The organism is Rummeliibacillus sp. BSL5 (genome assembly GCF_052928305.1).
This window is the reverse complement of record NZ_JAVGCV010000001.1, coordinates 1,481,061-1,507,230: the sequence shown is the minus strand read 5'-3', so window position 1 is coordinate 1,507,230 and position 26,170 is coordinate 1,481,061. Positions and strand designations below refer to the sequence as shown.

The window sequence follows — 26,170 nt, the reverse complement described above, 5'->3', positions numbered from 1 at the left end:
ATTATTATATAGTCAAATAAGGTCAAACATATTACTTTACATTAAAGATAGAGAAGAATATAATAAAATTAACATAAGGTCAGTAATGGTCAAAGGGAGCTGATTTGAATGCAAATGAATAACGAAGAGCAAAAAAGCCCATTAGAACAATTTGGACGGAATTTAGTAGAAGAAGTGAAAAAAGGAAAGATGGATCCTGTCATTGGTCGAGACCAAGAAATTCGGAATGTTATTAGAATATTGTCCCGTAAAACAAAAAATAACCCGGTATTAATTGGTGAACCTGGGGTAGGGAAAACAGCTATTGTTGAGGGCCTTGCACAGCGTATTGTAAAAAAAGATGTACCTGAAGGATTAAAGGATCATCTCATATATGAGCTTGATATGAGTGCATTAGTGGCTGGTGCTAGTTACCGTGGCCAATTCGAAGAACGGTTAAAGGGTGTCTTGAAAGAAGTCAAAGAAAGTGAAGGACGTATCATTTTATTCATTGATGAAATTCATACCATTGTTGGCGCGGGAAAAACAGACGGAGCAATGGATGCAGGCAATATGCTTAAACCAATGCTTGCACGCGGTGAATTACATTGTATCGGCGCGACAACACTTGATGAATATCGCATGTATATTGAAAAAGACCCGGCACTTGAACGTCGCTTCCAACAAGTACTCGTGCGTGAACCATCTGTAGAAGATACGATTTCCATTTTACGTGGTCTAAAGGAAAGCTTTGAATTGCATCATGCCGTAAAAATTCATGATAGAGCAATTGTGGCAGCAGCAGAATTGTCTAATCGTTATTTAACAGAGCGCTTCTTACCAGATAAAGCGATTGATTTAGTCGATGAAGCTTGTGCGATGATTCGTACTGAAATCGATTCAATGCCACAAGAGCTAGATGAAGTAACACGTCGCCAAATGCAGCTAGAGATTGAAGAACAAGCGTTACAAAAAGAAAAAGACGAAGCAAGCAAAAAAAGGCTAGTAGCTATACGCGAAGAGTTAGAACAATTAAAAGCATCATCTAAAAATATGAAAGAGCAGTGGGAGTCAGAAAAAAATGCACTGCAAGCTATCCAAGAAAAACGGGAAACATTAAACCGCTATCGTAGAGAATTAGAAGATGCAGAGAATCAATATGATCTTAACAAAGCTGCTGTTTTGCGCCATGGCAAAATTCCAGAATTAGAAAAAGAACTGCAATCGCTTGAAAAATCTTTGCAAACTGATGATGAGAGCCGTTTGTTACGGGAAGATGTAACAGCGGAAGAGATTGCATCAATCGTTTCAAGATGGACGGGTATTCCTGTGACTAAATTAGTAGAAGGTGAACGCGAAAAGCTATTGCACCTGAAAGACACATTGCATGAACGTGTAGTAGGGCAAGACGATGCAGTTCGATTGGTGACGGAAGCTGTATGGCGTGCAAGAGCGGGCATTCAAGATCCGAACAAGCCTATTGGTTCATTCCTATTTTTAGGTCCAACAGGTGTCGGTAAAACAGAATTAGCTAAAGCATTGGCTGCTCAGCTATTTGATTCAGAAGATCATTTCATTCGTATAGATATGTCCGAATACATGGAAAAACACAGTGTTTCAAGATTAGTGGGGGCACCTCCAGGATATATTGGATACGAAGAAGGCGGTCAATTGACAGAAGCCGTTCGCAGAAATCCTTATTCTGTTGTGTTGCTCGATGAAATTGAAAAAGCTCATCCTGATGTAGCGAATATCTTGTTGCAAATATTGGATGATGGTCGAATAACCGACAGTCAAGGGCGAACAGTTAACTTTACCAATACAGTTATCATCTTAACTTCCAATATTGGCTCACACTATTTGTTGGAGTTAAAAGGGCAAGATAGCGATCATGCAATCGAAGATCTAGTAATGGCAGAATTGAAACAACATTTTAAACCAGAATTGCTTAACCGACTTGATGATATCGTGATGTTCCATTCCTTATCAGAAAAACAATATCACGAAATTGCTAAAAAATATGTAGCACTTCTTCAAAAACGGGTGGCAGAACAAGATATTGAGCTAACCGTAAATGAAGATGTACTAGAATGGGTAGTCAAAGAAGGCATTGACCCTGCATTTGGCGCACGTCCACTACGCCGCTTTGTTCAACGTTATATTGAAACATTGGTAGCGCAAGAATTATTAAAAGGCGAAGCAAGCGCCGGAGACCGATTAGTAGTAGCTTTGGAGGATGGTAAAGTAACGATTCATAAAGAAAGTAAATAATCATTCTTCAAAATAAAAAACCTGTCCATTATTTAGGACAGGTTTTTTAGTCATTATTCGTGTTGACCGATTTCTTTTGGTGAATCTTTTGGAATCACTGCATCCATTATTAAGATTAATACTGAAATGATAAGTGATATCCATAATCCTTTTGTGAATGCTGGTCCATCTAATGGCACATTATTGATTGAGCTCACAACATAGTTTAAAGTGGAAACCAATAATGCTGACCAAATCACTAACATAATGTATTTCATATAATCACCTCTAGCTCACTTTTATCCGCATTATGGGGCAGCAAGACCTCAACTCAACACTTGATTGATAACGAATGGTTAGAAGAGTTACTGACCATAAATGCCCGATTGGTTCAACGCGCACTAATTGAGGATTAAACCTCATGAAATCTGAGTGTTCGTTTCACTTTATATCAACTCTATCATACCATAACATTTTATTTTTTTGGAAGAAACTTTTACAATCTGATATGAACAAAATTGATTCATATTGATAAAAAGAGAATTATTCGCTATAATTAAGACCAGATACTAATAATTGATAATAAGAAAAGAGGCGCTACCTCATGAATGCTGGGATTGTTGGAGTAGGAAGATGTGTTCCAGAGAAGGTATTAACAAATTTTGATTTAGAAAAAATGATGGATACGTCAGATGAATGGATTCGCACACGTACTGGCATACAAGAACGTCATATCGCTGCAGATGACCAAGATACATCCCATATGGCATTTGAAGCAGCAGATAAAGCGATCAAAGACGCTGGCATAAAACCAGACCAAATTGGATTAATTCTAGTAGCTACTGTTACGCCGGATCAGCCATTTCCGAGTGTAGCCTGCATGATACAAGACCAGCTTGGAGCAGTGAATGCAGCAGCGATGGATCTTTCTGCAGCATGTGCTGGCTATATTTATGGTTTAGTCACAGCTAAGCAGTTTATTGAATCAGGTGTTTACGATTATGTTTTGGTTGTTGGAGTTGAAAAACTAACAAAAATTGTTGACTGGTCTGATCGTAATACAGCCGTTCTTTTTGGAGACGGTGCAGCTGCAGCAGTGGTAGGTAAAGTTTCTGAAGGAAGAGGCATACTTTCATTTGAATTGGGTTCAGACGGTTCAGGTGGAAATCATCTATATCAAACGAAAGAAAACTATCTTTCAATGAATGGCCGCGAAGTATTTAAATTTGCAGTTCGTCAAATGGGGCAATCTGCACTAAATGTAATTGATAAAGCAGGCTTAACAAAAAATGATGTAGACTTTTTGATTCCACATCAGGCTAATATCCGTATCATGGAAGCTTCTAGACAACGGTTGGAATTACCGCCTGAAAAAATGTCGTCAGTTATCCACAAATACGGTAACACTTCAGCTGCTTCAATTGGTAATGCGTTAGTAGAAGAGTTGGAGAACGGCCGCATTAAAGATGATGATCTACTTGTTTTAGTAGGTTTCGGAGCTGGATTAACTTGGGGCGCTGTTGCAATGAGATGGGGAAAATAACACAAAGGAAAAGTGAGGAATTATAACCATGGCAAAACGTCGAGTAGTAGTGACTGGTATTGGAGCAGTAACACCGCTAGGAAACGATATTTCAACAACTTGGGAAAATATTAAAGCAGGCCATGTTGGAATTGGACCATTAACAAGATTGGATCCAGAAAAATTTCCGGCTAAAATTGCTGCTGAAGTAAAAGACTTTGATATTGAAAAATATATTTCTAAAAAAGATGCAAGAAAAATGGACCGTTTTACTCAATATGCATTAGCCGCATCTATTATGGCTGTTGAAGATTCAAACCTAGAAATTACGCCTGAGGTCGGATTGCGTACGGGTGTATGGATTGGTTCAGGAATTGGTGGAATGGAGACATTTGAACAGCAATATAATAATTTCCTTGAAAAAGGGCAACGTCGTGTGAGTCCATTTTTCGTACCAATGATGATTCCCGATATGGCAGCGGGTCAAGTATCCATCCATTTCGGAGCAAAAGCGATTAATTCATGTTCAGTAACAGCTTGTGCATCAGGTACAAACTCAATCGGTGACGCCTTCAAGGTAATTGAACGTGGTGATGCTGATGTCATGATTTCAGGTGGAGCAGAAGCACCGATTACTAACATGGCAGTAGCTGGTTTCTGTTCAAATACTGCACTAACATTAAATCCAGATCCAAAAACAGCTTCACGTCCGTTCGATAAAAATCGTGATGGCTTCGTTATTGGCGAAGGTGCTGGTATTGTGATCCTGGAAGAATATGAGCATGCGGTTAACCGTGGTGCAAAAATTTACGCAGAAGTTATTGGCTACGGCTCAACAGGTGATGCACACCATATCACAGCTCCTGCTCCAGAAGGTGAAGGAGCAGCACGTGCTATGCAACAAGCACTTAATGATGCAGATGTATCTCCTGAGCAAGTGGATTACATTAATGCTCACGGAACAAGTACGGTCTATAATGATTTATTCGAAACGAAAGCGGTCAAAACAGTTTTCGGAGAGCATGCTTATAAATTAGCAATCAGTTCAACTAAATCAATGACTGGCCATTTACTTGGTGCAGCAGGTGGTATTGAGGCAATCTTCTCTGTATTGGCGTTGCAAGAAAATATTTTGCCACCGACAATGAATCTTGAAACTCCAGATGAAGAATGTGATTTGGATTATGTGCCAAATAAAGCAAGAGAGCAAGAAATCTCTTACGTGATGAGCAATTCACTTGGTTTTGGTGGACATAATGCTTCACTACTGTTTAAAAAGATGTAATATAAAAAGTTAAAACTAGTAGAAAAGCCTTTCTCATGAATAGAGAAAGGCTTTTTTTCATAGCTTATAATAGATTCTTTTAACGACAATACGAAGATTCACACAACAAATCTCTTTCAATCACTGAAATAAAAAAACAAGAAAAGGATAATGATATGCGATTCTTATTTTTTTTAATTTGTTATGGACTAGTTGTATTGACCGCCACTCATATGATTTTGTATTTAAACTATCATGCTCTCGGTTATCCATGGTCTGATGTATTTATTTTCATCTTGAAGACAGTGGACTTTAAAATCTTTTTAGGAGCATGTCTTGGACTGATTACCGTCTTTTTCTTCCCAAGCCCATCGCGGACTCCATTTTCGTAACAGTTTCACTTGCAATCTTGTTGGCTTTCTCAGCACCAACATTCAGAATTTCATCCAATTCAGGTGAATCAATTAATTCATTGTATCTTTCTTGAATTGGTGTTAGGTGATGAATAACACTTTCCGCTACGCCCGCTTTAAAAGCACCATAGCCAAGTCCATCATATTTTGAGACCAAATCGTCTATCGACATATTGCTCAACGCTGCTTCAATAGTTAAAAGATTAGAAACACCTGGCTTACTTTCCATATCGAATTTCACGATACCTTCCGAATCAGTAACGGCTGATTTGATCTTTTTCTCGATTTCTTTCGGCGTATCCAGCAAACGGATTGTTGCTTTTTTGTTCTCATCTGATTTGCTCATTTTCTTCAATGGATCTTGAAGTGATTTGATGCGAGCACCGTTCTTAGGGAGTTGGATTTCTGGAATAGTAAATACTTCGCCATAGCGTTTGTTGAATCGCTCTGCTAGATCACGTGTAATTTCTAGATGTTGTTTTTGATCCTCTCCAACAGGAACGATGTCTGTATTATAAAGCAAGATATCTGCTGCCATTAATGGAGGGTAAGTTAAAAGGCCGGCTGATACAGCATCTTTTCCTTTCGACTTATCTTTAAATTGAGTCATGCGTTCCAATTCTCCGATATAAGCTGTACAAGTTAACATCCAGCCTGCTTGTGCATGTGCAGGAACTTCGGATTGAATGAATAATGTTGATTTATGTGGGTCAATGCCTGCTGCAATATAAGTAGCGGCAAGAGCTCGTATGCTGTTTCTTAGTGAATCGCTATCTTGCGGTACAGTAATTGCATGTTCATCAGCGATACAAAAGATGCAATCATAATCCTCCTGCATAGCCACAAATTGACGAAAGGCCCCAATATAGTTTCCTAATGTAATGACACCTGTTGGTTGTACACCTGAAAAAATTCTTTTCATTTCTTTTTCCTCCTAAAATTTCTTATAAAAACAAAAAAACATTATTCATCCCTCTGAAAAGGGACGAATAATGTTATGTATCCGCGGTACCACCCAAGTTTGCCGAAATCCGGCCACTCTAATCCTGTAACGTAGGACAAACCCGAGCCTTACTACTATGTTTTCATAAAGCTACTCAGAAGCCCATTCCCTATAGCGTAGGATCTGTTTCCACCAGCCACAGACTCTCTTTACATACGAACTATAAGTACTCTTCTTCTTCAACGTTTTATCAATATGGTGAAAATTATAATATAGCGTTTTTGAAAAAGCAACTGTTGCATAATTTCCAATTATAGAGAAAGTTTTTATTTGTCTACTGTTAGGACAGTTAGAGAATGTCTAAGAAATATCTTCATTATTTTTCATCTTTTCAAAAAGTTTTGGAACCTTTTTGGCAATTAAACGTAAATAATAGTATAGCAACTCATTTTCAGTGTAAAGGTATTAATTGAGAAAATTATTCTGGATTTTTATGTTTAGTTGTTCCTGAAAATGGGGATAATACAGATATAACTGAGAATTGCTCTATGACGAATAATAGTGAAACTGAACATAATAGAATAATTCGTCATATTTAGTCGTCAATCAATTGATGTAATTTCTATTTTGTGTATATTCAAATGAGAATTTATGGTGTATAATGATGTTAGACTTCTTTATTAGAGTAATTCTAATTTAACAATACAGCAATTCCTATATACATTAACTCACATTTTCGAAAGGATGTGTTTTTGAGATGATGGTCACTCTTTTTACATCACCGAGTTGTACTTCATGTAGAAAAGCAAAAGCATGGTTAGAAGAACATGAGATTTCATATAAAGAAAGAAATATCTTCGCGGAGCCGTTAAGCATAAGCGAAATTAAAGAAATACTACGAATGACGGAAGATGGCACAGATGAGATTATCTCTACACGCTCAAAGATTTTCCAAAAATTAAAAGTGGACGTTGAATCATTACCTTTACAACGATTATATGAGTTAATCCAAGAAAATCCTGGCTTATTAAGACGTCCAATCATTTTGGACGAAAAGCGTCTGCAAGTGGGGTACAACGAAGATGAAATTCGTCGTTTCCTACCACGAAAAGTTCGTGCTTACCAATTGCAAGAAGCGCAAAAAATGGTGAACTAACTCTGTATAGATCAAGTACAGGTGTACAAGCTAAGCTAGAATCCATCGTCTGGTGGGTTTTAGCTTTTTTCGTTTTTTAAAAGCCATTTGTGGGTAAAGAAGAAGGTAAAGACATGAGGATATTAAAGAACAGCGATGTGTCAACAATGGCAAGGCATCAGAATATAATGTTAAAACAATTGCGGTGAATACATTCTATTCACATTGCCATAATCTATTGCTTCTTATTGGCAAATGGAACTTAAAACTATTATAATTCATATACTATTGATATTTCCTAAGATTTATCCTTTTCATTTTTCACCATCTCGTCATACAATAGTAATAGACGCTGTTAAAGTAATACACCTTGAAAATCTGGCTACATGATCGTTGAAGAATATTATAATTATGGACCGAAGGGGGTTGTGTAAAATGGATATGGAACGCATTAATGAGAATACACTAAAACTCTTCATTTCTTACGTTGATATTGAAGAACGAGGATTCACCAAAGATGAAATTTGGTATGACCGTGATAAAGGCGAAGAACTCTTCTGGGTTATGATGGAAGAGATTAATGATGATATAGATTTTGAAATGGATGGCCCGTTATGGATCCAAGTTGTGGCAACTGACAAAGGTCTCGAATTGACGGTAACATCTACAAAGTTATCTCCTGATGGTTTGATGGATCTCCCTTCAAGTATTGAAGAAAAAAGAAAGTTTTTTGAAAATGCATTTAGTGGGCTTGATGCGAAGGCGGGTTCCTCTAACTTTGATACAATTTTCGGCGAAGTTGAGGATGATATAGATGGATATACGTTTATCCTAAAAGACTTTGACGACATAATTGATATAGCAGAAAGAATGCCACAAAGTGCAAACTTTGAAACATCACTTTTCGAGATGAAAGGCAAGTATTTCTTGCATGCTGACTTTGACGAGGAAATGACGATGGATGATTTAGAAGACTATCTAAGCGTTATCTCCGAATGTGCAGAAGAAGCAGATACGACCATTCACCTTTTAGAAGAATACGGAAAATTAATTATGGATAAAAACTGCTTAGAAACAGTGCGAAAATACTTCTAACAGTTTCTTTGAAACCTTCTCTATTTCCAAGTTGAGAAGGTTTTTTGTTTGCATTCAGAGTCGAATATTCTTACAATTTGGTTTGTGGAGGTGATTGAATGTTGACGGCACTTGATTCCTCGAACAAGCTCATTTTGTTGACTGGAAATGAAGATAAAAATGGGTTAAGTCGTTTGAGAGAAAAAGAACAATTTTATTGTCCGCAATGTCAAAAAGCCGTGCATTTAAAAATTGGACAAGTGATGATTCCGCATTTTGCACACAGAAAGAAAGGGTCTTGCCAGTATTTTTCAGAAGGCGAGACAGCTACACACTTGCTTGGAAAACGGCATTTATATGAAATGTTTCAAAGACTGCAGATAGAGGCAAAGCTAGAGCCTTATCTAAAAAGTTTAATGCAACGTCCCGATCTTCTTATCAAAGTAGAAGAACAGCAATATGCTATTGAATTTCAATACAGTACGATTTCCAAACCCCAAATGGTAAAACGTACAACTGGCTATCACAAGGAAAAAATGATTCCACTGTGGATTTTACATACCCCCACGACCAAAAATCCTCATAAAGATGGAATTCAACAAATACGTTTATCCCCATTTAAACAGCAGTTCATCACATATAGTAATCAACACGCCCATCTCATCACCTACAACCCCACTTTAAAACTATTCGTGTACTATAATTATCTGCTCCCTATTGGCGGATATCGCTTCATTGCAAAGGTACAAACACTTGCCATTGACCAACAACACTTTCCTTTTTTGCGTGCAAGTGCACTCACAAAGAATGAATACTTGAAATATTGGCAGCTTTGCAAAAGGGAACGAGAACGAGTTCTTAGAGGAAGACTACATATAAGCAAGAGAGGAGTAAAAGATCCCTTTTTACGTGCTTGCTATTATTTACGAGTCATCCCTGAGAAGCTGCCATTATTTGTTGGCATTCCAATAAATAAAAAGCCGCATTCGATAGAAGCAGTTGAATGGCAGCTGTTATGGCTATATTTTTTATATACACAGCATCAAAATTGTATGGCTTATAGTCCAAAATTAGCAAAGGATTTCACTGACTCACATGGCATATGTGTAGATACAGAATCAATTCGTTTTTATAGCGAAATATTAAATTATTTAGATATTGAAGATATATTTAGCCATTATGAGGAAGAAAAGATATTCCACTATATTTATAATCAATTTCTTGCAAAAACTTAAGAAAATTGAGAAAATAATAGAGCAGTCCATTTTTGGAGTTGAAAGTAGGAGGTTTAAGTAATGACAGAAAAAACGAAAGTACTTACAAGAGAAGAAGTACCAGAGGAATTAACATGGAAATTGGAAGATATTTTTCAGTCAAATGCTGATTGGGAAAATTCTTATCAAGAATTAACAGAATTGGCGAAACAGGCTTCGCAATATCAAGGTACTATTGCTGAAGGATCGGATGCATTGCTTAAAGTCCTTCGTTTCCGCGATGAAGTCTATACTAAGCTTGGGAAGCTTTATGTATATTCACATATGCGCAATGACCAAGATACAACAAATTCCACATACCAAGCTATGGACAGTCGAGCTAAAACATTATATGCAAAGGTTTCTACAAGCCTGTCTTTCTTGACGCCGGAAATTTTAGCGTTGGATGAAGCGGTAATTAAAGAATATTTGAAAGAAAATAAGGGTCTCCAATTATATACACATGAATTAGAAGAAATTAATAATGAACGCCCTCATATTTTGCCTGCAGAACAAGAGGCATTGCTTTCGCAAATGTCTGAGGTAACGGGCGCTTCTTCTAATACCTTTAGTATGCTGAACAATGCAGACCTGGAATTTCCAACTGTACGTGATGAAGAAGGCAATGAAGTTCAATTAACTCATGGCAACTATGTTCATTTCTTGGAAAGCAAAGATCGCTCAGTCCGTGAAGCTGCATTCCGTGCAATGTACAAAACGTATGGAGATTTTAAAAATACGTTTGCTACAACGTTATCAGGCAATGTGAAAGCTCATAATGTGAATGCTGAAATTCGCCATTATGATTCTGCCCGCCAAGCTGCTATGAGCGCAAATCATATTCCAGAAAAAGTATACGATCAATTGCTTGAAACTATCCACAAGTATTTACCATTAATGCATCGCTACATTGCATTGCGCAAAAAAATGCTTCAGGTAGATGAATTGCATATGTGGGATGTTTATACACCACTTGTCGCTGAATCAAAAATTGATATGACATATGACGAAGCCAAGGAACATATGCTCAAATCCTTAAGTGTGATGGGGGATGAGTATGTAGGTATCGTTGAGCAAGCTTTAAAAGATCGCTGGGTGGATGTTTTAGAAAGCAAAGGCAAACGCAGCGGGGCTTATTCATCAGGTTCTTACGGAACAAATCCATATATTCTGATGAACTGGCAAAACAATCTGGATAACTTGTTCACACTTGTGCATGAATTTGGACATAGTATCCACAGTTATTTCACACGCAACAATCAACCGTTTGTGTACGGCGATTATTCAATTTTTGTGGCAGAGGTAGCATCTACATGTAATGAAGAATTGTTAAATGACTACTTGCTGAAAACAATTGATGATCCAAAAACAAGAATTTATATCTTGAATCATTGGCTTGAAGGCTTCCGTGGTACCATTATTCGTCAAACAATGTTTGCAGAATTTGAGCATATTATTCATCAAATGGACCAAAAAGGTGAAGCTCTAACTGCTGATCGTATGACTGAAGTATACTATGAGTTAAATAAGAAATATTTTGGTGATGACATGGTCGTAGATGAAGAGATCGGGTTGGAATGGGCTCGCATTCCACACTTCTACTACAACTATTATGTGTATCAATATGCAACAGGTAAAAGTGCTGCAATTGCATTAAGTTCTCAAATTTTATCAGAGGGCAAACCAGCTGTAGAGCGCTATATCAATAAGTTCCTAAAAGCAGGCTGCTCAGATTATCCTATCAATGTGTTAAAAGCTGCTGGCGTTGATATGGAATCTGCATCCCCAATTGAAGAAGCATGTAAAGTGTTCGAGCGAAACTTAGAAGAATTAGAAAAGCTATTGTCAGAACAATAATCGAATGAAAAAGATTGAACTCTCTAATTGAAGAGTTCAATCTTTTTTGCTTTGGGTTCAGACGGGGATATTGCTAATAGAAAGTTTGAAAACAATGTATTCGTAATTATTTGATGTGGAATCCTACATTGAGCGTTGCAGGTGCATATCTTTGTATTAAAAGAAGGCTTACCCTAGGAAAGCGTAGATATCTCCACTTCATCCACATATCAAATTAGTTCACATATATAAGAAAAACCTGAGAATAAATGGATAATATTCAATGATAACGCTTTCTATTTGACAACTTTGTGAAAAGATGTTCAAAGCGTTGATATATGCGATTTTCCGTGCTAAAGTAATAGATGTGAAATAAATCACAAACAAACATACACCCCTTTGTTTGAACGTGAACATTTCTCCCATCCCCTTTGTGAAAAGAAGCATCTCCCGTAGAGATGCTTCTTTATTTTTTGCCCTTTTTAGAATGTTATATCCCAACACAGAAAGCCCTAACTGTTATCAACAGTTAGGGCTTTTTTGATTTATTTATTTTAAACGCCAGAGCGATAAGTTTTCATAAGTCACTCGGTCTACTTTTTGTTGCAACATTTTTTTCTTTAGCTCACGTTCACAAGTAGAAGGGGAAATTTGATAAATTGCTGCTAATTCTTTTGTTGTAAATGTATGAAAGCGATGGAATAAATCTTCTACTGATGGCGGTTGCTGGCAAACTAGCTTCTCACCGAGTAATTCTTCTAATATTTTTTCATAGACTTCATAGGAGTAGCTGCCTGAAACTTTTAATCCCTCATCCTCAATATTTTCATTGAAGAATACAAAGCTTGGCACTTCATCTACTTCCATTTCTCGTGCGATGCATAAATCGTTCTGGAAAGAGCGGGAAGCTTCCACGGATAAAAAGTCTGTTTGGAATTCTTCTACATCTAGATTTGTTTCATAAGCGATCTCTTGTAATGTACTGCATTGGCATACATTTTTGGTATTTAAATAGGTGTATTCCTGGAGCTTGGTTAAATAGCGATAACCTGCTTTTTTTCCTTGCAGTTCCGCAGCCTTTACGGCGATGGAAGGCAGGACAGGATGTGATAGGTCCACTAGTTCTTCTTGTGTTTGGCAACTATTAATACGCTGACATGCACTGTTTAAAGAATTTAATTCTGTGCTCAGGACAAAGCGCATTGAAAAATAATGGCCATAGTTTATTTGTAATTGTCGGATTAGCGCTTGAAGTTCAAAGCTCCCCTGAGAAAGCAAATCGATGAACACATAAAGTTCAATCGGTTTGCTTAGAGATGGGGAGACAGCAGGTTTTTCGCTTAAATACTGAATATTGTTCACTCTAAAACCTCCTCGTCTTCGTCCGGTGCGTTGATCATGTGATGTGCAGTTTGGACAAGACGTTGATAGTACACGTGTCTGAATTTGCCGTCTAAGCCGACTTCATCCATAGCTTCGGACATGCACTCCAACCAAGCTTGAGCTCTTTCAGGAGTAATCTTAAATGGCATATGCCTAGCTTTCATCATGGGATGGCCGTGCTCTTGTGTATAAATGTTGGGACCGCCTAAATATTGTGTTTGAAATTGCTTTTGTTTGCGTGCGGTCTCAGTTAAATCATCAGGGAATATAGGCTTTAGCTTCGGATTGTTGGCAACTTTTGAATAGAAAATATCAATCAATTTATAGAGTCTTTCCTCACCAATTTCCTCAAATGGGATAATAGGTTTTTGCATCATAGATGTATCTCCTTTGCTTTAGCTGTAATCCTATTTTATCAACCTCTTTCTATTTTCTCAAACAAATGATACGTTATCTATTTCAAATTTCATAGAGTACAAAATAAAAGGCCAATCTACGTGCTAAAATCATACATAATTAAACGTAAATAGATGACAGTTAGCTAAGATTGGCCAGTAATATAAGAGGCTTAAGCATTAAATGTATTCATAATAGATTGCACATAGTTCATGGTTTCTTTATAAGGAGGAACGCCGCCATATTTAGCAACTGCTCCAGGCCCTGCATTGTATCCAGCGAGCATTAAATCATAATTGCCCCCAAATTTATCAAATAATTGTTTTAAATATTTAGTGCCGCCCATGATATTTTGTTCGGCATCATACACATTGGAAACACCCAAGAATTTAGCAGTACTCGGCATTAATTGCATTAAACCTCCTGCTCCAGCTGAGCTAGTGGCACTTGGATTGAAGCCAGATTCTTGTTTAATTACCGATTTTATCATTTTTTCTGGAATACCATACATATTGGAAGCCTTCGTGATTAATCCATCAAAACTCGTTTGTGGCCCAGACCCTGCCGCGGCACTCACGGGTTGCTGTGTTGCATTTAACGCAGACGAGGCACCATTTGTATAATTCATCGTAGCTGGAGTGTAAACGGGAGATGTCCCGTTGTAATAAAGCGAGTTGGCACTGTTGGATAAGGAGCCTAAGCTGCCCAACAGTTGGGTTGGATTGAAGGCACTAGCTAAATTACTATTCTGCATACCGCTAGAAGATAATAATTGCAATAATTGTGTTCCTGTATTCGACAAAGCATTAGACATACCAAGCATTTGCGAAGTATCGGATGATTCTGTTGATAAGCCAGTATATTGCCCCATCATGTTAGCAAAAGAATTTGTTGTGTTATTTCCATTTATATCTGCTGTATTCGTATTAAGTGATTGTATATATGGAAGAATAGATTGAATGTTCATGGATAGACCTCACTTTTTATCAAACAGAGATTGTAAAAATACCCGTTACACACGATGTAAGAAAAGAAAGATCTTACTGTTTCGCATTCATCAAGCGGGCAATTTTTTTCTCTGCAGGACGGATGGGAATCGAATGGCTAGCAAGAAATTCAAGGAATGTTGCTTTTCCTTTTTCCTCATTTGATACTTCATATTCTAGTTCATAGTCTTCCGTACGTCCATAATTTGAATGGTCCAAAACTAGAAGACCACCCTCGTACTTTATTTCGGCACGTTTGGTGATAAGTGTACCTATATTATTTAAGTCTTTTATATTAATTTTTAATGCTTCAAGCCGTTGGTTTACTTCTGGGGCAGCAAGTGGGCCTTCTCCTTTTAGAAAAGAGTCTGCTTTACCTGCAGTTAGCCTGTCCGTTGTTTCCATGAGCCCTATACCGGTGAACGGTTCTTTTAATGTACATTCAAAGGAAGAGCCTTTTTTTCGTATACGGAGACCTGCACGCAGTTGTTTCAATAAGAAGTCCTCTGTATCAAAGTAATAATTGGTTTGTTCACGAAAGTCGTCTTGTTTTAGATTGAAATAGTCGGCGAGTTTGATAAACTCATCTTTTGTCAGCATATTTTTGAATTCAATTTCTAATTCTTGGGGCATTCTTTTCACCCTTTCTTATCCTGAATTATAGCGGAATTTAGGCTAAAATGACAACAAAGGTGTACAGACGTAAAAATGAAGAATATGGTCAGAAAAGAACGTCTTTATGATAAAATAATATGGAGTTCTACAACTAAGTAAAGAGCGAACAATTTAATCGTGAAATCCATAATACAAAACGAGAGAAACACTTCACAAAAGGGGAGAAGAATAGTGAGAAAAACATATACGATTAGCAGTAGTACTTTAGAAAACACACATATTAATTTTCTACTTGAAAACCAAGAGGAGAATATAATGGGAACGCCGTCAGGCAAGCTTATTACAGACTCGGATGCCATGACGTTTGTATATATGATGGATGAGGAAGAGGGATATAGCTATGTGGAATTCCCGCAAGCTATTTGGCCTGATTTAGCTGCTGCTATGCAGGTAAATGCAGTACCTGTGTTAAAATGGGATGCGGGTAAAGTGGAATTAGTTCATCTATGGGATGAATTAAGATCGCTAATATATAATATTGAAGGCAACTCTAATTACGGCGAAGCTTTTACAACAGCGGTTGAGGAAGTGTTTGCACAACTTTTGAGTGAAGCCTAAATGTGTTAGGGGGACTTATCATGGGACAATGGGATCGCTTTTTGCAGCCATATAAGCAAGCCGTTGATGAATTGAAAATAAAATTAAAAGGAATACGTGCTCAATTTGAGAAATCAAATAGGACATCGCCGATTGAATTTGTCACAGGCAGAGTAAAACCGCTTGCAAGTATATATGATAAGACATTGGAAAAAGGTTTGGTCTTTGAACCTTCCGATACACTTGCACATGAGCTGCAGGATATCGCAGGCGTGCGAATTATGTGCCAATTTGTCGATGATATACCAGTTGTAATTGACCTTTTGCGGCAAAGAAATGATTTACATATCATAGAAGAGAAAGATTATATTACGAATGTGAAAAAGAGCGGATATCGTTCTTATCATATGATAATCGAATATCCTGTCGGAACCATTCAGGGCGAAAAAAAGATATTGGCAGAAATCCAAATACGAACGCTCGCTATGAATTTCTGGGCTTCAATTGAACATTCGTTAAACTATAAATATAAGGGATTATTTCCTGACGAGATAAAAAAACGCCTTCAAAGCGCAGCCGAAGCAGCATTCATGCTTGATGAGGAGATGTCTGAGATTCGCGAGGAAATTCGAGAAGCCCAGGCATATTTCACAGAATATAAAGAAGCAAACAATCCAGAAGTGCGCCAAAGTCAAGGGAAAGGAGATGAAGGAAAACGATGAGATTCGCAGTGCAGTCACGGAATGATCCACAGTCTAATGAACTGATGGAACGAGCTATCAACTATTTAACACATTTTGGGTTGGAATTAGACGAAGAAAAACCGGAAATAGTCTTATCTATCGGCGGTGATGGTACACTATTACAGGCCTTCCATAGATATACACATATGTTGTCAGAAGTGGCTTTTGTAGGAATCCATACAGGTCATCTCGGTTTCTATGCAGATTGGAAGCCAGCTGAAATTGAAAAATTGGTCATTTCAATTGCTAAAAATGAGTTTGATGTAATTGAGTACCCATTATTAGAAATGACGATTAATTATCAAGACAATACGGATTGTTTTACCTATTTAGCGCTAAACGAATCTACTGTGAAGTCGCCAGAGGTCACACTAGTAATGGATATAGAGTTAAACGGTAAGCTATTTGAACGTTTCCGCGGCGACGGTCTATGTGTCTCTACTCCTTCCGGCAGCACAGCTTATAACAAGGCACTGGGAGGAGCCATTATTCACCCATCATTAGAGACAATTCAGCTAACGGAAATGGCTTCTATCAATAATCGCGTATTCCGTACAGTTGGCTCTTCGCTCGTGTTACCTGCACATCACAACTGTGTATTAAAGCCAGTAAAGGTGGATGATTTTATGGTAACGATTGATCATATTCAGCTGTTGCATAAAAACGTGAAAACCATTCAATATCGTGTGGCAAAAGATAAAGTGAGATTTGCGCGTTTTAGAGCATTTCCTTTCTGGCAACGTGTACATGATTCCTTTATTGATAGCGATTTGAGGGACTAATGAAAGATTTACGATACCATTTAACGTTTCATGCATCTCTAGATGGACAATTACTTAGAGATGCACTAGCTCATTTTGGCATTTCGAAGAGAACATTAACAGCGATCAAATTTCGCGGTGGCGCTCTGTTGGTCAATGGAGAAGAACAGAATGTGCGACATCCCTTAACAGAAGGCGATGAAATTAAGGTTATTTTTCCTAAAGAAGAGATGAGTGTTGGCTTAATACCTGAAAAAGGACGTTTAACTATCTGTTATGAAGATCAAGCATTATTGATTGTCGAAAAGCCGGATGGTCAAAGTTCTATACCCTCACATGACCATCCAACAGGCAGTATGGCGAATAAGATTGCGGGGCATTTGCAAGAGCAGGATGTGGCATCCACTGTTCATATCGTCACACGATTAGACCGCGATACATCAGGGTTGATGTGTATAGCAAAGCACCGCCATATACATCATTTGCTTAGCGAAGCACAAAAATCGCATACCATTCACCGAACATATGAAGCGCTTGTACATGGCCACGTGAAAGAAGACTTTCAGCAAATCATCGCACCGATTGGCAGAAAAGCAGGAAGCATTATTGAACGTGAAGTAACAGAGGATGGACAATACGCCCATACAGATGTCACTGTTTTAAACCGTTTTAATGTAAATGGAGAAGAAGTAAGTCATGTTCGTTTGACTTTGCATACAGGCAGAACACATCAAATTCGTGTACACCTATCTTCGATTGGACATCCATTGCTGGGTGATGACTTATATGGAGGAAAATGCACATTGATTAGAAGGCAGGCGCTGCACTGTGTTTCGCTAAAGCTTCAACATCCTCTCTCCCAAGAGGAAATGATATGGCATAGCAATCTTCCGGAAGATATGGAGCATATTTTGCTCAGCCATTCAAATAGCGGTGTAAATTAACAAGAGGCTGGGACAAATAAAAATGCATGAAGGACAATACGCCTTCATGCATTTTTTCTATATGACTGCCTTTAAATATCCCAAACCCCTATTCAGTTTTGGGAGCACAGGGGAATGGACTACTTTAGTTATGTCCCAGGCTCTTTTTATATGATATTTTTGGGGTATAGTGCAGTAGATATAGTGATCACTGCAGGTAGAGCTTGAGCTGAATACTTGCAAGAATGAATTGATGAATTGATTAAGTCTTCCACTGCAAAGCGTATCTAGCCAGAACTATTATGAATAAATAAAAGGTTAAACCGTACTTTTATAAAAACGGATTTATGAAATTGATTCAATAGAAACACTAAAAAAGAATTGACCCTTGTCGAAACTTCGCACTATTATAGTAAGGTATTAAAAAAGATCCAAATCGAGAGGAGGGGACATGCATGATGGATAACACAACAGAAAATGATGAAGTACAATTTGATGAAGAGCATTTATGCTCGTTAATTCACCAAGGCGATACACTTGCATTTAGAGAAGAGTATTTATCGCTTCATCCATATGATCAGGCACAGTTTTATGAGAAGGTGGAACCAGATATACGACAGGTAATCTATCAATACTTGTCCCCGAAAGAGTTGGCGGAAATCTTCGAAGCTCTAGAACTTGACGATAATGGATATACTCGGTTTCTTGAGGAAATGACGCCTATTTATGCGGCGCAAATGATTTCAGAAATGTACACGGATGATGCGGTCGATGTATTAAATGAATTAGACAAAGACCAAATTAGCCATTTTTTAAAATTAATGAGCAATGAAGATGCCCAGGAAATTCGGGAGCTTCTTCATTACGAGGAATATACTGCGGGTTCTATTATGACCACGGAATATGTGGCAATCCCCGAAAACTCCACTGTAAGGTCTGCTATGACGATACTGCGGAATGAAGCGCCGAATGCCGAAACCATCTATTATATCTTTGTGGTGGATGATGCTGAGCATTTGGCAGGTGTCATTTCATTGCGTGATTTAATTATCGCGGATGAAGATACGCTAATCCATGATATTATGAATGATCGTGTCGTAAGCGTGAAGGTAGCGGATGACCAGGAAGATGTAGCTCAGATTATGAAGGACTATAACTTCCTAGCGGTGCCCGTTATTAATTCAAAAAATGAAATGCTCGGTATTATCACAGTCGATGATATTATTGATGTTATTGATGAAGAAGCATCTGAGGACTATTCCAAGCTAGCAGGTGTTTCAGATATGGACACTTTTGATAAGAATCCTTTTTTGGCTGCCAAAAAAAGATTACCTTGGCTTGTTATACTGTTGTTCCTTGGTATGATTACGGCTAATTTAGTTGATCTATTTACTGATACGCTTGAAAAAGTAGCGTTATTGGCAGCGTTTATTCCGTTAATTGGCGGGACTTCAGGGAATAGTGGTACACAGGCGCTTGCGGTTGCGGTCCGAGGGATTGCGACAGGGAATTCAGAAGAAGATAACAAATGGGCACTGATGCTTAGAGAGATGGTCACCGGCATCATCATGGGAGTTGTTTGTGGTATCATCGCGCTCGGCATTGTATACTTCTGGCAACATACATTCCTTCTAGGATTGTTGGTAGGTGTGGCCATCTGTTGTTCAATCGTCGTGGCAACTTTGGCTGGTGCAGTGATACCGTTAGTGATGCACCGCATGAATATTGACCCTGCAGTCGCTTCAGGTCCTTTTATCACAACATTAAATGACATTACCAGTATTCTGATTTACTTAGGAATTGCTACAGCTTTCATTAATCATCTCATGTGAACCCATATGGCATATTAGGCATATGATAAAAATAAAAAGGATGTGTGATTGTGGGAAAAGACCCACTCCTTTTTATCAAAACGCCCCCTGCTTTTTTTAGGGAAACGGTGGTCCCTGTCGAAACTGGCGAGGTGCTAATCGAAAGTATAGTTATCGAAGACCAAACAGAGCACCTAGATTACTTAGAGAATGAACAAAAACCAAGCAAGCATAATCTTCAAGCTGATGAATTAGTAAAAAGAAAAGAGAGGCTTCATTTCCTGTCAAAGCCATTCCAGCAAAGGGCATATCAGCCACTTGTATTTGTATTGATTGATGGTCAGGAGATTACTGGAGTAGTAAAGAAATTTGATAGTGAGACAGAAGACGTCTTTATTCAAACCTCGGAAAAATTGTTAACATATAAGGTTTGGGAAATCTCTGATTTGGTGTGGAGAGGAAGTTCTTTTTTTAAAACACAAGCACAGCATGTTGAAAAAAACATAATCGATGTTGAGTAATAGAATATTTTTTTAAAATTTGCCTAGATATTTTTCTAGGCTTTTTTAATGCTGGAAAATAATTTACACCACGAGTTAATTTTCGGTATGAAAAAAGCGAGATTCACCATAGTAAAGGAGAATCCCGCTTTTTCGCGTCTATTCGATATTTAGTTTAGGTATTTTGTTAATCAGGACAAACATTTAAGAAGACGTCCTGGATGCATTGTACGCCACAGAAGCAATTTAAATCCACAGTAATACAGCTATCTGTAAGGGCAAAATCCGTTACATCGCAAAGTGCATTTAAATCGATCGAGCCGCAATCGCAATCTTTATGAATGTTTTTGTTTGGTTTTAATACACGCAATGTTGCACAACAGCCATCAAATACATCTTCTACACGGAAAAATACAGAAAAACATCCGTGATGATGAGGTGAACCGTCATTTTGTGAAGCGTGGTGACGCGATTTGAAAAATGCTTTAAATGGTGTGCCATCTTTTGTTAATAACATAAATACACGTGTGTCCGCATTGGATCTAGCCGGACTTACCAAGCCACCGAGAGGTTCTAGGAAACAGTTGGAAGGGCATTGGCAATCATTCGTGATGTCCTGTGTTTGAATGTCTAAAATTGCTTGCACTACATCACACACACAATTAGCTGAAGTGATTGGCTTAACGCTTGAACTCGAACTTGAACTTGAACTGCTTGAACTTTCTCTTCCACAACCCATTATTATCACATCCTTATTCAGATTCTCTATAACATATGCCCTTTTAAAAAAAGAGACTGGGCTAAAACAAACAAAGGGCTCTGACCATAGAGATCAGGGCCCTTCGCAATATTCCGACGCTGTTTCACCTTGAGCGAGCTTTTTATTGGCAGACGTCTAGGAAGACATCTTGCACGCATTGTACGCCGCAGAAGCAATCTAGATCTACGGTAATGCAACTATCTGTAAGGGCAAAGTCAGTTACTTCACAAATTTTGTTGAAGTCAATAGAGCCACATTCTTTAAGGATGTTACGGTTTGGTTTTAATACACGTAATGTTGCACAGCAGTCATCAAAAATATCTTCTACACGGAAGAAAACAGAGAAGCAAGACTGATGATGATGAGGATTATTATTCATACCGCCTTGCACTCCATTTCCTGGAGAATTCCGATGGTGACGAGAGTTTTTAAAGAATGCTTTAAATGGCGTGCCATCTTTTGTTAGTAACATAAATACACGAGTATCAGCATTTGATCTTGATGGACTTACTAAACCGCCTAGAGGTTCTAGGAAACAGCTAGAAGGACAAGGACCGCACTCGTTATTTTCTCGTTGAACTTGGAGGTCCAAAATTGTTTGTAATACGTCACACACGCAACTTCCTGACATAATTGGGCTCACACTTGTACTTTCTCTTCCACAACCCATTCAAATTTCACCTCCTTATTTCCAATTCTTTATACTATATGGCTAATCAACGAGATGGCACAGGCTATTATCATTATTGCATTTGAATAAATTGAATCTAAAATTCGCATACTATCAGTAAAAAGGATGGGGAAGATATGAAAAAAAGCCTGTTGATATTTATCACTCTTTTAACTTTGCTTGCTGGATGCGGAAAATCTAACAGTACAGCTATCTCAGTCAATGATGACCACAAATATCAGGAAGAACGGCAATCGGTAGAAAAAGTTTTAGGTCATGACAAACATGTCCAGAAGGTATCTGTCTTATTTACAAAAAAAGAGGCAATTGTGGGTGTTGAGGTAAAGCCATTTTCAAAATGGAATAAAAAGAAATATGAAAAGAAGTGGAAAAAAGAAATTAAGCGTGCGCTTCCTGATCGCGATGTGCTAGTTAGTACAGATCAGAAAATAATAATGGAAACAGATCGATTAAATGAGAAGAAAATGAGTGAGAAGAAGGTAAAAGAAAAAATTAAAAATCTAAAAGAATTAGCGGAGGAACAAACTTAATGGATGCAAAACAATATGATACTCTACAACAATCCCTGTCGCCCAAACCTTCCATTATAAAAAACTGTTTAAAGGCTTTTCTCGTAGGCGGCATCATTTGCACAATTGGCCAGCTGATCACGTTTTTTTATATGACTTATTTTAACTTTACAGAAAGAACAGCAGGAAACCCTACAGTCGCAACCATAATTTTCTTATCAATGCTACTTACTGGATTCGGGCTTTATAAGAAGCTTGCACAATTTGCAGGAGCAGGTAGCGCTGTACCGGTTACAGGGTTCGGTAATGCTGTTATCTCATCAGCCATTGAACATAAATCTGAAGGATATGTACTCGGTGTCGGTGGCAATATTTTTAAATTAGCAGGTTCTGTTATTGTATTCGGCGTTGTATCAGCCTTCGTTGTAGCACTAGTAAAACTTATATTAGTAACGGTGGGGGTGACGAATTGGTAATGGATCAAGGAGTAATTTATTTCCCATCAAAGCCTTCCATTATTGCTTCTGGAGTAGTAGGTGGACCTCTAGAGAAAAAAAGTGTATTCGCTGCAGATTTTGATCTTCTTTTAGATGATGAAAGAGCAGAAGAAAAATCCAATGAAAAAGGTCATAAGCAGATGGCTCTTCAAGCATGCCAAATTGCGTTAGAAAAAGCGAATATTAAAGAACGTGACGTTGACTTCCTTATGAGTGGTGATTTAGTTAATCAAATGACCCCCTCCAACTTTCTGGCGTCTACGTTAGGTATTCCGTATTTTGGTCTTTATTCTGCCTGTGCTACTTCCATATCAGGAGCAATTGTAGCAGCATTACTTACAGAATTAGGAGCAAGCAAATATGCATTGGCTGGTGCTGCAAGCCAGCATAACTCCATCGAAAGACAATTTAGATATCCAGTGGAATATGGCGGTCAAAAACCTGGTACAGCGCAATGGACCGTAACAGCAGCAGGCTATGCATTAATTGCAAAAGGGCAGATGAATAGTCCTGTTATAGAGGCTGCAACTGTCGGGAAGTCCATCGACTTGCAGCAAACTGATCCTTTCCATATGGGGGCGGCTATGGCGCCTGCAGCTTGCGACACAATTACAAGGCATTTAAAAGGAAGAGGACAATCATTAAGTGACTACGATTTAATCATTACGGGGGATTTAGCGAAGGTTGGTCTTCCTATATTACAGGAATGTTTAATTAGCGAAGGGATGGCTCAGCAGGATGTCATGAAAATCCGTGATGCTGGGGCAGAATTCTATGGAGATGATCAAACATTTCTCGCCGGAGCTAGCGGCGCAGGATGCTCTGCATCTGTCTTTTTCAGCACTATTTTAAAGGGATTGAATGAGAAGAAGTATGAAAGGGTCTTAGCAGTCGCAACAGGTGCCTTGCTCTCTCCGCTCACTGTTCAGCAAAATGAGTCCATCCCATGTACAGCACACGCCATCGAAATTTCAATGAAATGAGGAAATAAATATGTTTGCAACATTGTTGATTGCTTTTATTGTAGGAGGCCTTATTTGCGTTGTAGGGCAACTGATTATGGATTTAGGAAAACTGACTCCAGCACATACTTTAAGTATTCTGGTTGTTCTTGGTTCAGTTTTAGACGGCTTTAATTTGTATGAACCTTTAATTGACTTTGCTGGAGCTGGTGCAACTATTCCGATTACATCCTTTGGTAACTCCCTGACACACGGTGCTCTAGCGGAAGCAGAAAAGCACGGATGGATTGGCGTTCTGACAGGAATGTTCGAAGTGACAAGTTCAGGTATCAGTGCGGCAATTGTTTTTGGTATGATTGGTGCGCTTATTTTCCACTCAAAAGGTCAGCATCCATAGACATACGCCCGGTCTCTCTTTTCCGAAAGGCATAGGATATAGAGAAAAGAGAGGAGGGGATGTTATATGTCATGGGGATACGGATACGGAGGCGGTTACGGTGGTGGCTTCGGCGGAGGCTGCTATGGTGGCGGTGAAGTTGGACCTTCTTACGGTGGTTCTACTTTCATTTTGATCGTTGTTTTATTCATCTTGTTGATTATCGTTGGCGCAAGTTTCATTTGCTAGAGGAGGATAATGAATGAATTCACCTTTCTTTCGTAAGATTGAACAAAAGACTGGGGTTCCAATGGAAGAAGTCTTCGCACTAGCAAATGCCATTCAAAGCGCCGATTTTCAAGATGAACGTCAAGTACGTAAAATCGTAAAAAAGGTAGCGAAACTTGCAAATAAGCCTGTATCAAAAGATCTGGAAGAGCAAATTGTCAATTCTATTATGAAAAATGGCAAGAATTTGGACATAAGTAAAATCCAAGATATGCTTTAATATAAGTTTCCCTCGGCATGATGTTTATCTTTTGAACATATAGGGTATAAAGGATAAAAACTGTCGGGGGTGCTTATAATGAGTTATATTTTACCAATCAATGACTATCAAGCTGCTCAATATATCAATCGCTCTGCACAAACTAGAGAATCTTATTCATACGTGGAACGTGTTGAGAAAGTGAAAAATTCATCAAAGTTTCAGCAGGAGTTAGAGCAAAAAAGACAAACGATGAAGCAATCTTTCTATGTAGAGAAAAAAAGGTCTACACCTGTATACCAACCAATTATACACAGACCTAAACGCCATACTGCTGATACTTATGATCACGAAATTGTAAATAAAACGGATAAGGGATTGATTTGCAACTTATATGTCTAATATGCTCATTTCATCAATTGATCAACCTAAACCCTTTCATACTTCTTCCAAATAAAAAGCTACGATGTACTTGAGATTCAAAGACATCGTAGCTTTTTTGCTGTTATATTATTTTTTCCATAGCGCGGTAAGGTATCCCGGCATCAAGAAATTCTGGAGAAGTGATGATATAATTCTGTTTCTCGTAAAAAGGAATGGCATGCGTTTGGGCATTCAACTTTACTTTTCGAATCTCTGAGCCATGAATAAAATCTTCTAAGCAATTCATCATGAGAATACCAATCTGCTTTCGTCGGAAATCTGGTAAAACGCATACGCGTTCTACAACAGCTACTAGTTCATCTGTAAATCTAACCCGCCCAGCGGCAATCGGTCGATTATCAAAGTATGCGACAAAGTGTGTAGCACTCTCATCATATTCATCTATCTCTAAAGGTTGAGGAATTCCTTGTTCTTTCACAAACACTTCTCTTCGAACAAAAAAAGCATCCTGTAATTCTTTTTCTGTTTCAACAATCTTAGCGAAAACCAATAATTACTCTTCTCCTCTAAGTCGGTAAGTTTCAAACACTGTCCAAGAACCATCCTCTAACTGATAAAGCAAATGAATACGATTAATTGTTTCGTTGAAATCAACCTTTGTCATGCGCAATTGGCCAAAGACATCATCATGTTCCCCAGCGCTCATATCTTGGGCAATCGTAATATGAGGTACAAATTTATATTTTGCTTCGCCGCCTGCAACATCATTTTCTAATGCCTCGTGTAAGTGCATAAGTTGTTCTGTCGGCTCCACTTTTAAATAAATGGCATTATTAACAGGTGCAAAAGAGCTAATCTTTGAAATAGAAATAGTCAGCGGATTAAAATGTTCGCACACTTTCTTAATGGATGCTGAGATTTCCTCAATTTCTGAAGATTGGATTTCTGTTTCTCCTTTTAATGTAATATGCGGAGTAATTTTTGCGTAATGGGTATCATATCTTTTACGATAAGAGTTAGCAAAATCTTGGATTTCTTTTGATGGGAATGCAACAATTCCATATTTCATACTATGAAAACCTCCTTAAAAGAAAAATAGTTAACTTAATTTTCAGTATAG

At 38.1% G+C, this 26,170-nt stretch carries 30 protein-coding genes and 1 other annotated feature; of the genes, 20 read left to right on the top strand and 10 right to left on the bottom strand.

What is annotated here, in order from left to right; all coding sequences use genetic code 11:
- Window positions 1-108: 108 nt before the first annotated feature.
- Window positions 109-2,250 (top strand): ATP-dependent Clp protease ATP-binding subunit, encoded by a 2,142-nt coding sequence (locus RCJ93_RS07675; protein ID WP_446738726.1) that lies wholly within the window; start codon window positions 109-111, stop codon window positions 2,248-2,250.
- A 53-nt stretch (window positions 2,251-2,303) separates the two neighbouring features.
- Here the strand turns inward: RCJ93_RS07675 and RCJ93_RS07670 are convergent, their stop codons facing one another.
- A complete protein-coding gene (locus RCJ93_RS07670) occupies window positions 2,304-2,507 on the bottom strand; it encodes a YjzD family protein (RefSeq protein WP_066784779.1) in 204 nt (67 codons plus the stop codon).
- A gap of 326 nt (window positions 2,508-2,833) precedes the next feature.
- Here RCJ93_RS07670 and RCJ93_RS07665 point away from each other — a divergent pair, with 326 nt between their 5' ends.
- Both RCJ93_RS07665 and fabF read left to right on the top strand, forming a co-directional pair.
- Window positions 2,834-3,772 (top strand): beta-ketoacyl-ACP synthase III, encoded by a 939-nt coding sequence (locus RCJ93_RS07665; RefSeq protein ID WP_251645469.1) that lies wholly within the window; start codon window positions 2,834-2,836, stop codon window positions 3,770-3,772.
- A 28-nt stretch (window positions 3,773-3,800) separates the two neighbouring features.
- Complete coding sequence (fabF, locus tag RCJ93_RS07660; protein WP_066784784.1) at window positions 3,801-5,036, top strand: beta-ketoacyl-ACP synthase II; 1,236 nt, start codon at window positions 3,801-3,803, stop codon at window positions 5,034-5,036.
- A 324-nt stretch (window positions 5,037-5,360) separates the two neighbouring features.
- On the opposite strand, the gene trpS is transcribed toward fabF, so the two are convergent.
- A complete protein-coding gene (gene trpS / locus RCJ93_RS07655; RefSeq protein ID WP_251645470.1) occupies window positions 5,361-6,350 on the bottom strand; it encodes a tryptophan--tRNA ligase in 990 nt (329 codons plus the stop codon).
- A gap of 56 nt (window positions 6,351-6,406) precedes the next feature.
- Window positions 6,407-6,623 (bottom strand) — a binding site (T-box leader).
- Between the two features lie 508 nt (window positions 6,624-7,131).
- On the opposite strand from trpS, the gene spxA reads away from it, so the two are divergent.
- The 4 genes from spxA (at window position 7,132) to pepF (ending at window position 11,690) form a co-directional block, all read left to right on the top strand.
- A complete protein-coding gene (spxA, locus tag RCJ93_RS07650) occupies window positions 7,132-7,527 on the top strand; it encodes a transcriptional regulator SpxA (protein ID WP_066791827.1) in 396 nt (131 codons plus the stop codon).
- A gap of 414 nt (window positions 7,528-7,941) precedes the next feature.
- Window positions 7,942-8,601 carry an adaptor protein MecA gene (gene mecA, locus RCJ93_RS07645; RefSeq protein WP_147194567.1) on the top strand — a complete coding sequence of 220 codons (660 nt, stop codon included), beginning with the start codon at window positions 7,942-7,944 and terminating at the stop codon, window positions 8,599-8,601.
- Between the two features lie 98 nt (window positions 8,602-8,699).
- Window positions 8,700-9,815 carry a competence protein CoiA gene (locus RCJ93_RS07640; RefSeq protein ID WP_446738725.1) on the top strand — a complete coding sequence of 372 codons (1,116 nt, stop codon included), beginning with the start codon at window positions 8,700-8,702 and terminating at the stop codon, window positions 9,813-9,815.
- A 60-nt stretch (window positions 9,816-9,875) separates the two neighbouring features.
- Complete coding sequence (gene pepF, locus RCJ93_RS07635; protein WP_446738724.1) at window positions 9,876-11,690, top strand: oligoendopeptidase F; 1,815 nt, start codon at window positions 9,876-9,878, stop codon at window positions 11,688-11,690.
- Window positions 11,691-12,218: 528 nt separating this feature from the next.
- On the opposite strand, the gene RCJ93_RS07630 is transcribed toward pepF, so the two are convergent.
- The 4 genes from RCJ93_RS07630 to RCJ93_RS07615 form a co-directional block, all read right to left on the bottom strand.
- The gene (locus RCJ93_RS07630; protein ID WP_066784793.1) at window positions 12,219-13,031 is read right to left on the bottom strand and encodes a DsbA family protein; all 813 of its coding nucleotides are present in this window, start codon (window positions 13,029-13,031) and stop codon (window positions 12,219-12,221) included.
- The gene (locus RCJ93_RS07625) at window positions 13,028-13,429 is read right to left on the bottom strand and encodes a globin domain-containing protein (RefSeq protein ID WP_066784795.1); all 402 of its coding nucleotides are present in this window, start codon (window positions 13,427-13,429) and stop codon (window positions 13,028-13,030) included. Before RCJ93_RS07625 ends, RCJ93_RS07630 begins: the two co-directional genes overlap by 4 nt.
- Before the next feature lie 191 nt (window positions 13,430-13,620).
- A complete protein-coding gene (locus RCJ93_RS07620; protein ID WP_446738723.1) occupies window positions 13,621-14,415 on the bottom strand; it encodes a lytic transglycosylase domain-containing protein in 795 nt (264 codons plus the stop codon).
- Between the two features lie 73 nt (window positions 14,416-14,488).
- Window positions 14,489-15,067: a CYTH domain-containing protein gene (locus RCJ93_RS07615; protein ID WP_446738722.1), complete on the bottom strand. Its 579-nt coding sequence runs from the start codon at window positions 15,065-15,067 to the stop codon at window positions 14,489-14,491.
- Window positions 15,068-15,280: 213 nt separating this feature from the next.
- Here RCJ93_RS07615 and RCJ93_RS07610 point away from each other — a divergent pair, with 213 nt between their 5' ends.
- The 6 genes from RCJ93_RS07610 (at window position 15,281) to RCJ93_RS07585 (ending at window position 20,405) form a co-directional block, all read left to right on the top strand.
- Window positions 15,281-15,667, top strand: a complete 387-nt coding sequence (locus tag RCJ93_RS07610) for a UPF0738 family protein (RefSeq protein WP_150283730.1) — start codon at window positions 15,281-15,283, stop codon at window positions 15,665-15,667.
- Between the two features lie 20 nt (window positions 15,668-15,687).
- On the top strand, window positions 15,688-16,368 hold the full coding sequence (locus RCJ93_RS07605) for a GTP pyrophosphokinase (protein WP_066784810.1): 681 nt from the start codon (window positions 15,688-15,690) through the stop codon (window positions 16,366-16,368).
- A complete protein-coding gene (locus RCJ93_RS07600) occupies window positions 16,365-17,171 on the top strand; it encodes an NAD kinase (protein ID WP_066784812.1) in 807 nt (268 codons plus the stop codon). Before RCJ93_RS07605 ends, RCJ93_RS07600 begins: the two co-directional genes overlap by 4 nt.
- Window positions 17,171-18,094 (top strand): RluA family pseudouridine synthase, encoded by a 924-nt coding sequence (locus RCJ93_RS07595; RefSeq protein ID WP_446738721.1) that lies wholly within the window; start codon window positions 17,171-17,173, stop codon window positions 18,092-18,094. The genes RCJ93_RS07600 and RCJ93_RS07595 overlap by 1 nt, the downstream gene beginning before the upstream one ends.
- 434 nt (window positions 18,095-18,528) lie before the next feature.
- Window positions 18,529-19,905: a magnesium transporter gene (gene mgtE / locus RCJ93_RS07590; protein WP_251645486.1), complete on the top strand. Its 1,377-nt coding sequence runs from the start codon at window positions 18,529-18,531 to the stop codon at window positions 19,903-19,905.
- 50 nt (window positions 19,906-19,955) lie between these two features.
- Window positions 19,956-20,405 carry a hypothetical protein gene (locus RCJ93_RS07585; protein ID WP_446738720.1) on the top strand — a complete coding sequence of 150 codons (450 nt, stop codon included), beginning with the start codon at window positions 19,956-19,958 and terminating at the stop codon, window positions 20,403-20,405.
- Window positions 20,406-20,571: 166 nt separating this feature from the next.
- Here the strand turns inward: RCJ93_RS07585 and RCJ93_RS07580 are convergent, their stop codons facing one another.
- Window positions 20,572-21,123, bottom strand: a complete 552-nt coding sequence (locus RCJ93_RS07580) for a CotY/CotZ family spore coat protein (protein ID WP_446738719.1) — start codon at window positions 21,121-21,123, stop codon at window positions 20,572-20,574.
- 142 nt (window positions 21,124-21,265) lie between these two features.
- Window positions 21,266-21,814 carry a CotY/CotZ family spore coat protein gene (locus tag RCJ93_RS07575; RefSeq protein WP_251645496.1) on the bottom strand — a complete coding sequence of 183 codons (549 nt, stop codon included), beginning with the start codon at window positions 21,812-21,814 and terminating at the stop codon, window positions 21,266-21,268.
- Window positions 21,815-21,951: 137 nt separating this feature from the next.
- Between RCJ93_RS07575 and RCJ93_RS07570 the strand changes: the two genes are divergently transcribed.
- The 7 genes from RCJ93_RS07570 to RCJ93_RS07540 all read left to right on the top strand — a co-directional run bounded on the left by RCJ93_RS07570 (window position 21,952) and on the right by RCJ93_RS07540 (window position 25,068).
- Complete coding sequence (locus RCJ93_RS07570; RefSeq protein ID WP_251645498.1) at window positions 21,952-22,365, top strand: YhcN/YlaJ family sporulation lipoprotein; 414 nt, start codon at window positions 21,952-21,954, stop codon at window positions 22,363-22,365.
- A complete protein-coding gene (gene spoVAC, locus RCJ93_RS07565) occupies window positions 22,365-22,820 on the top strand; it encodes a stage V sporulation protein AC (protein WP_446738718.1) in 456 nt (151 codons plus the stop codon). Before RCJ93_RS07570 ends, spoVAC begins: the two co-directional genes overlap by 1 nt.
- Window positions 22,820-23,824, top strand: a complete 1,005-nt coding sequence (locus tag RCJ93_RS07560) for a stage V sporulation protein AD (protein ID WP_251645502.1) — start codon at window positions 22,820-22,822, stop codon at window positions 23,822-23,824. Before spoVAC ends, RCJ93_RS07560 begins: the two co-directional genes overlap by 1 nt.
- A gap of 10 nt (window positions 23,825-23,834) precedes the next feature.
- Window positions 23,835-24,200 carry a stage V sporulation protein AE gene (spoVAE, locus tag RCJ93_RS07555; protein ID WP_147194533.1) on the top strand — a complete coding sequence of 122 codons (366 nt, stop codon included), beginning with the start codon at window positions 23,835-23,837 and terminating at the stop codon, window positions 24,198-24,200.
- Between the two features lie 66 nt (window positions 24,201-24,266).
- Entirely contained in the window at window positions 24,267-24,428 is a 162-nt protein-coding gene (locus RCJ93_RS07550) for a YjcZ family sporulation protein (protein WP_066784838.1), read from the top strand.
- A 13-nt stretch (window positions 24,429-24,441) separates the two neighbouring features.
- Window positions 24,442-24,687 (top strand): stage VI sporulation protein F, encoded by a 246-nt coding sequence (locus RCJ93_RS07545; RefSeq protein WP_066784841.1) that lies wholly within the window; start codon window positions 24,442-24,444, stop codon window positions 24,685-24,687.
- 78 nt (window positions 24,688-24,765) lie between these two features.
- Window positions 24,766-25,068 (top strand): hypothetical protein, encoded by a 303-nt coding sequence (locus RCJ93_RS07540; RefSeq protein WP_446738717.1) that lies wholly within the window; start codon window positions 24,766-24,768, stop codon window positions 25,066-25,068.
- Window positions 25,069-25,171: 103 nt separating this feature from the next.
- Here the strand turns inward: RCJ93_RS07540 and RCJ93_RS07535 are convergent, their stop codons facing one another.
- Window positions 25,172-25,600, bottom strand: a complete 429-nt coding sequence (locus RCJ93_RS07535; RefSeq protein ID WP_147194521.1) for a GNAT family N-acetyltransferase — start codon at window positions 25,598-25,600, stop codon at window positions 25,172-25,174.
- Between the two features lie 3 nt (window positions 25,601-25,603).
- On the bottom strand, window positions 25,604-26,119 hold the full coding sequence (locus RCJ93_RS07530; RefSeq protein ID WP_066784853.1) for a YjcG family protein: 516 nt from the start codon (window positions 26,117-26,119) through the stop codon (window positions 25,604-25,606).
- Window positions 26,120-26,170: the final 51 nt, after the last annotated feature.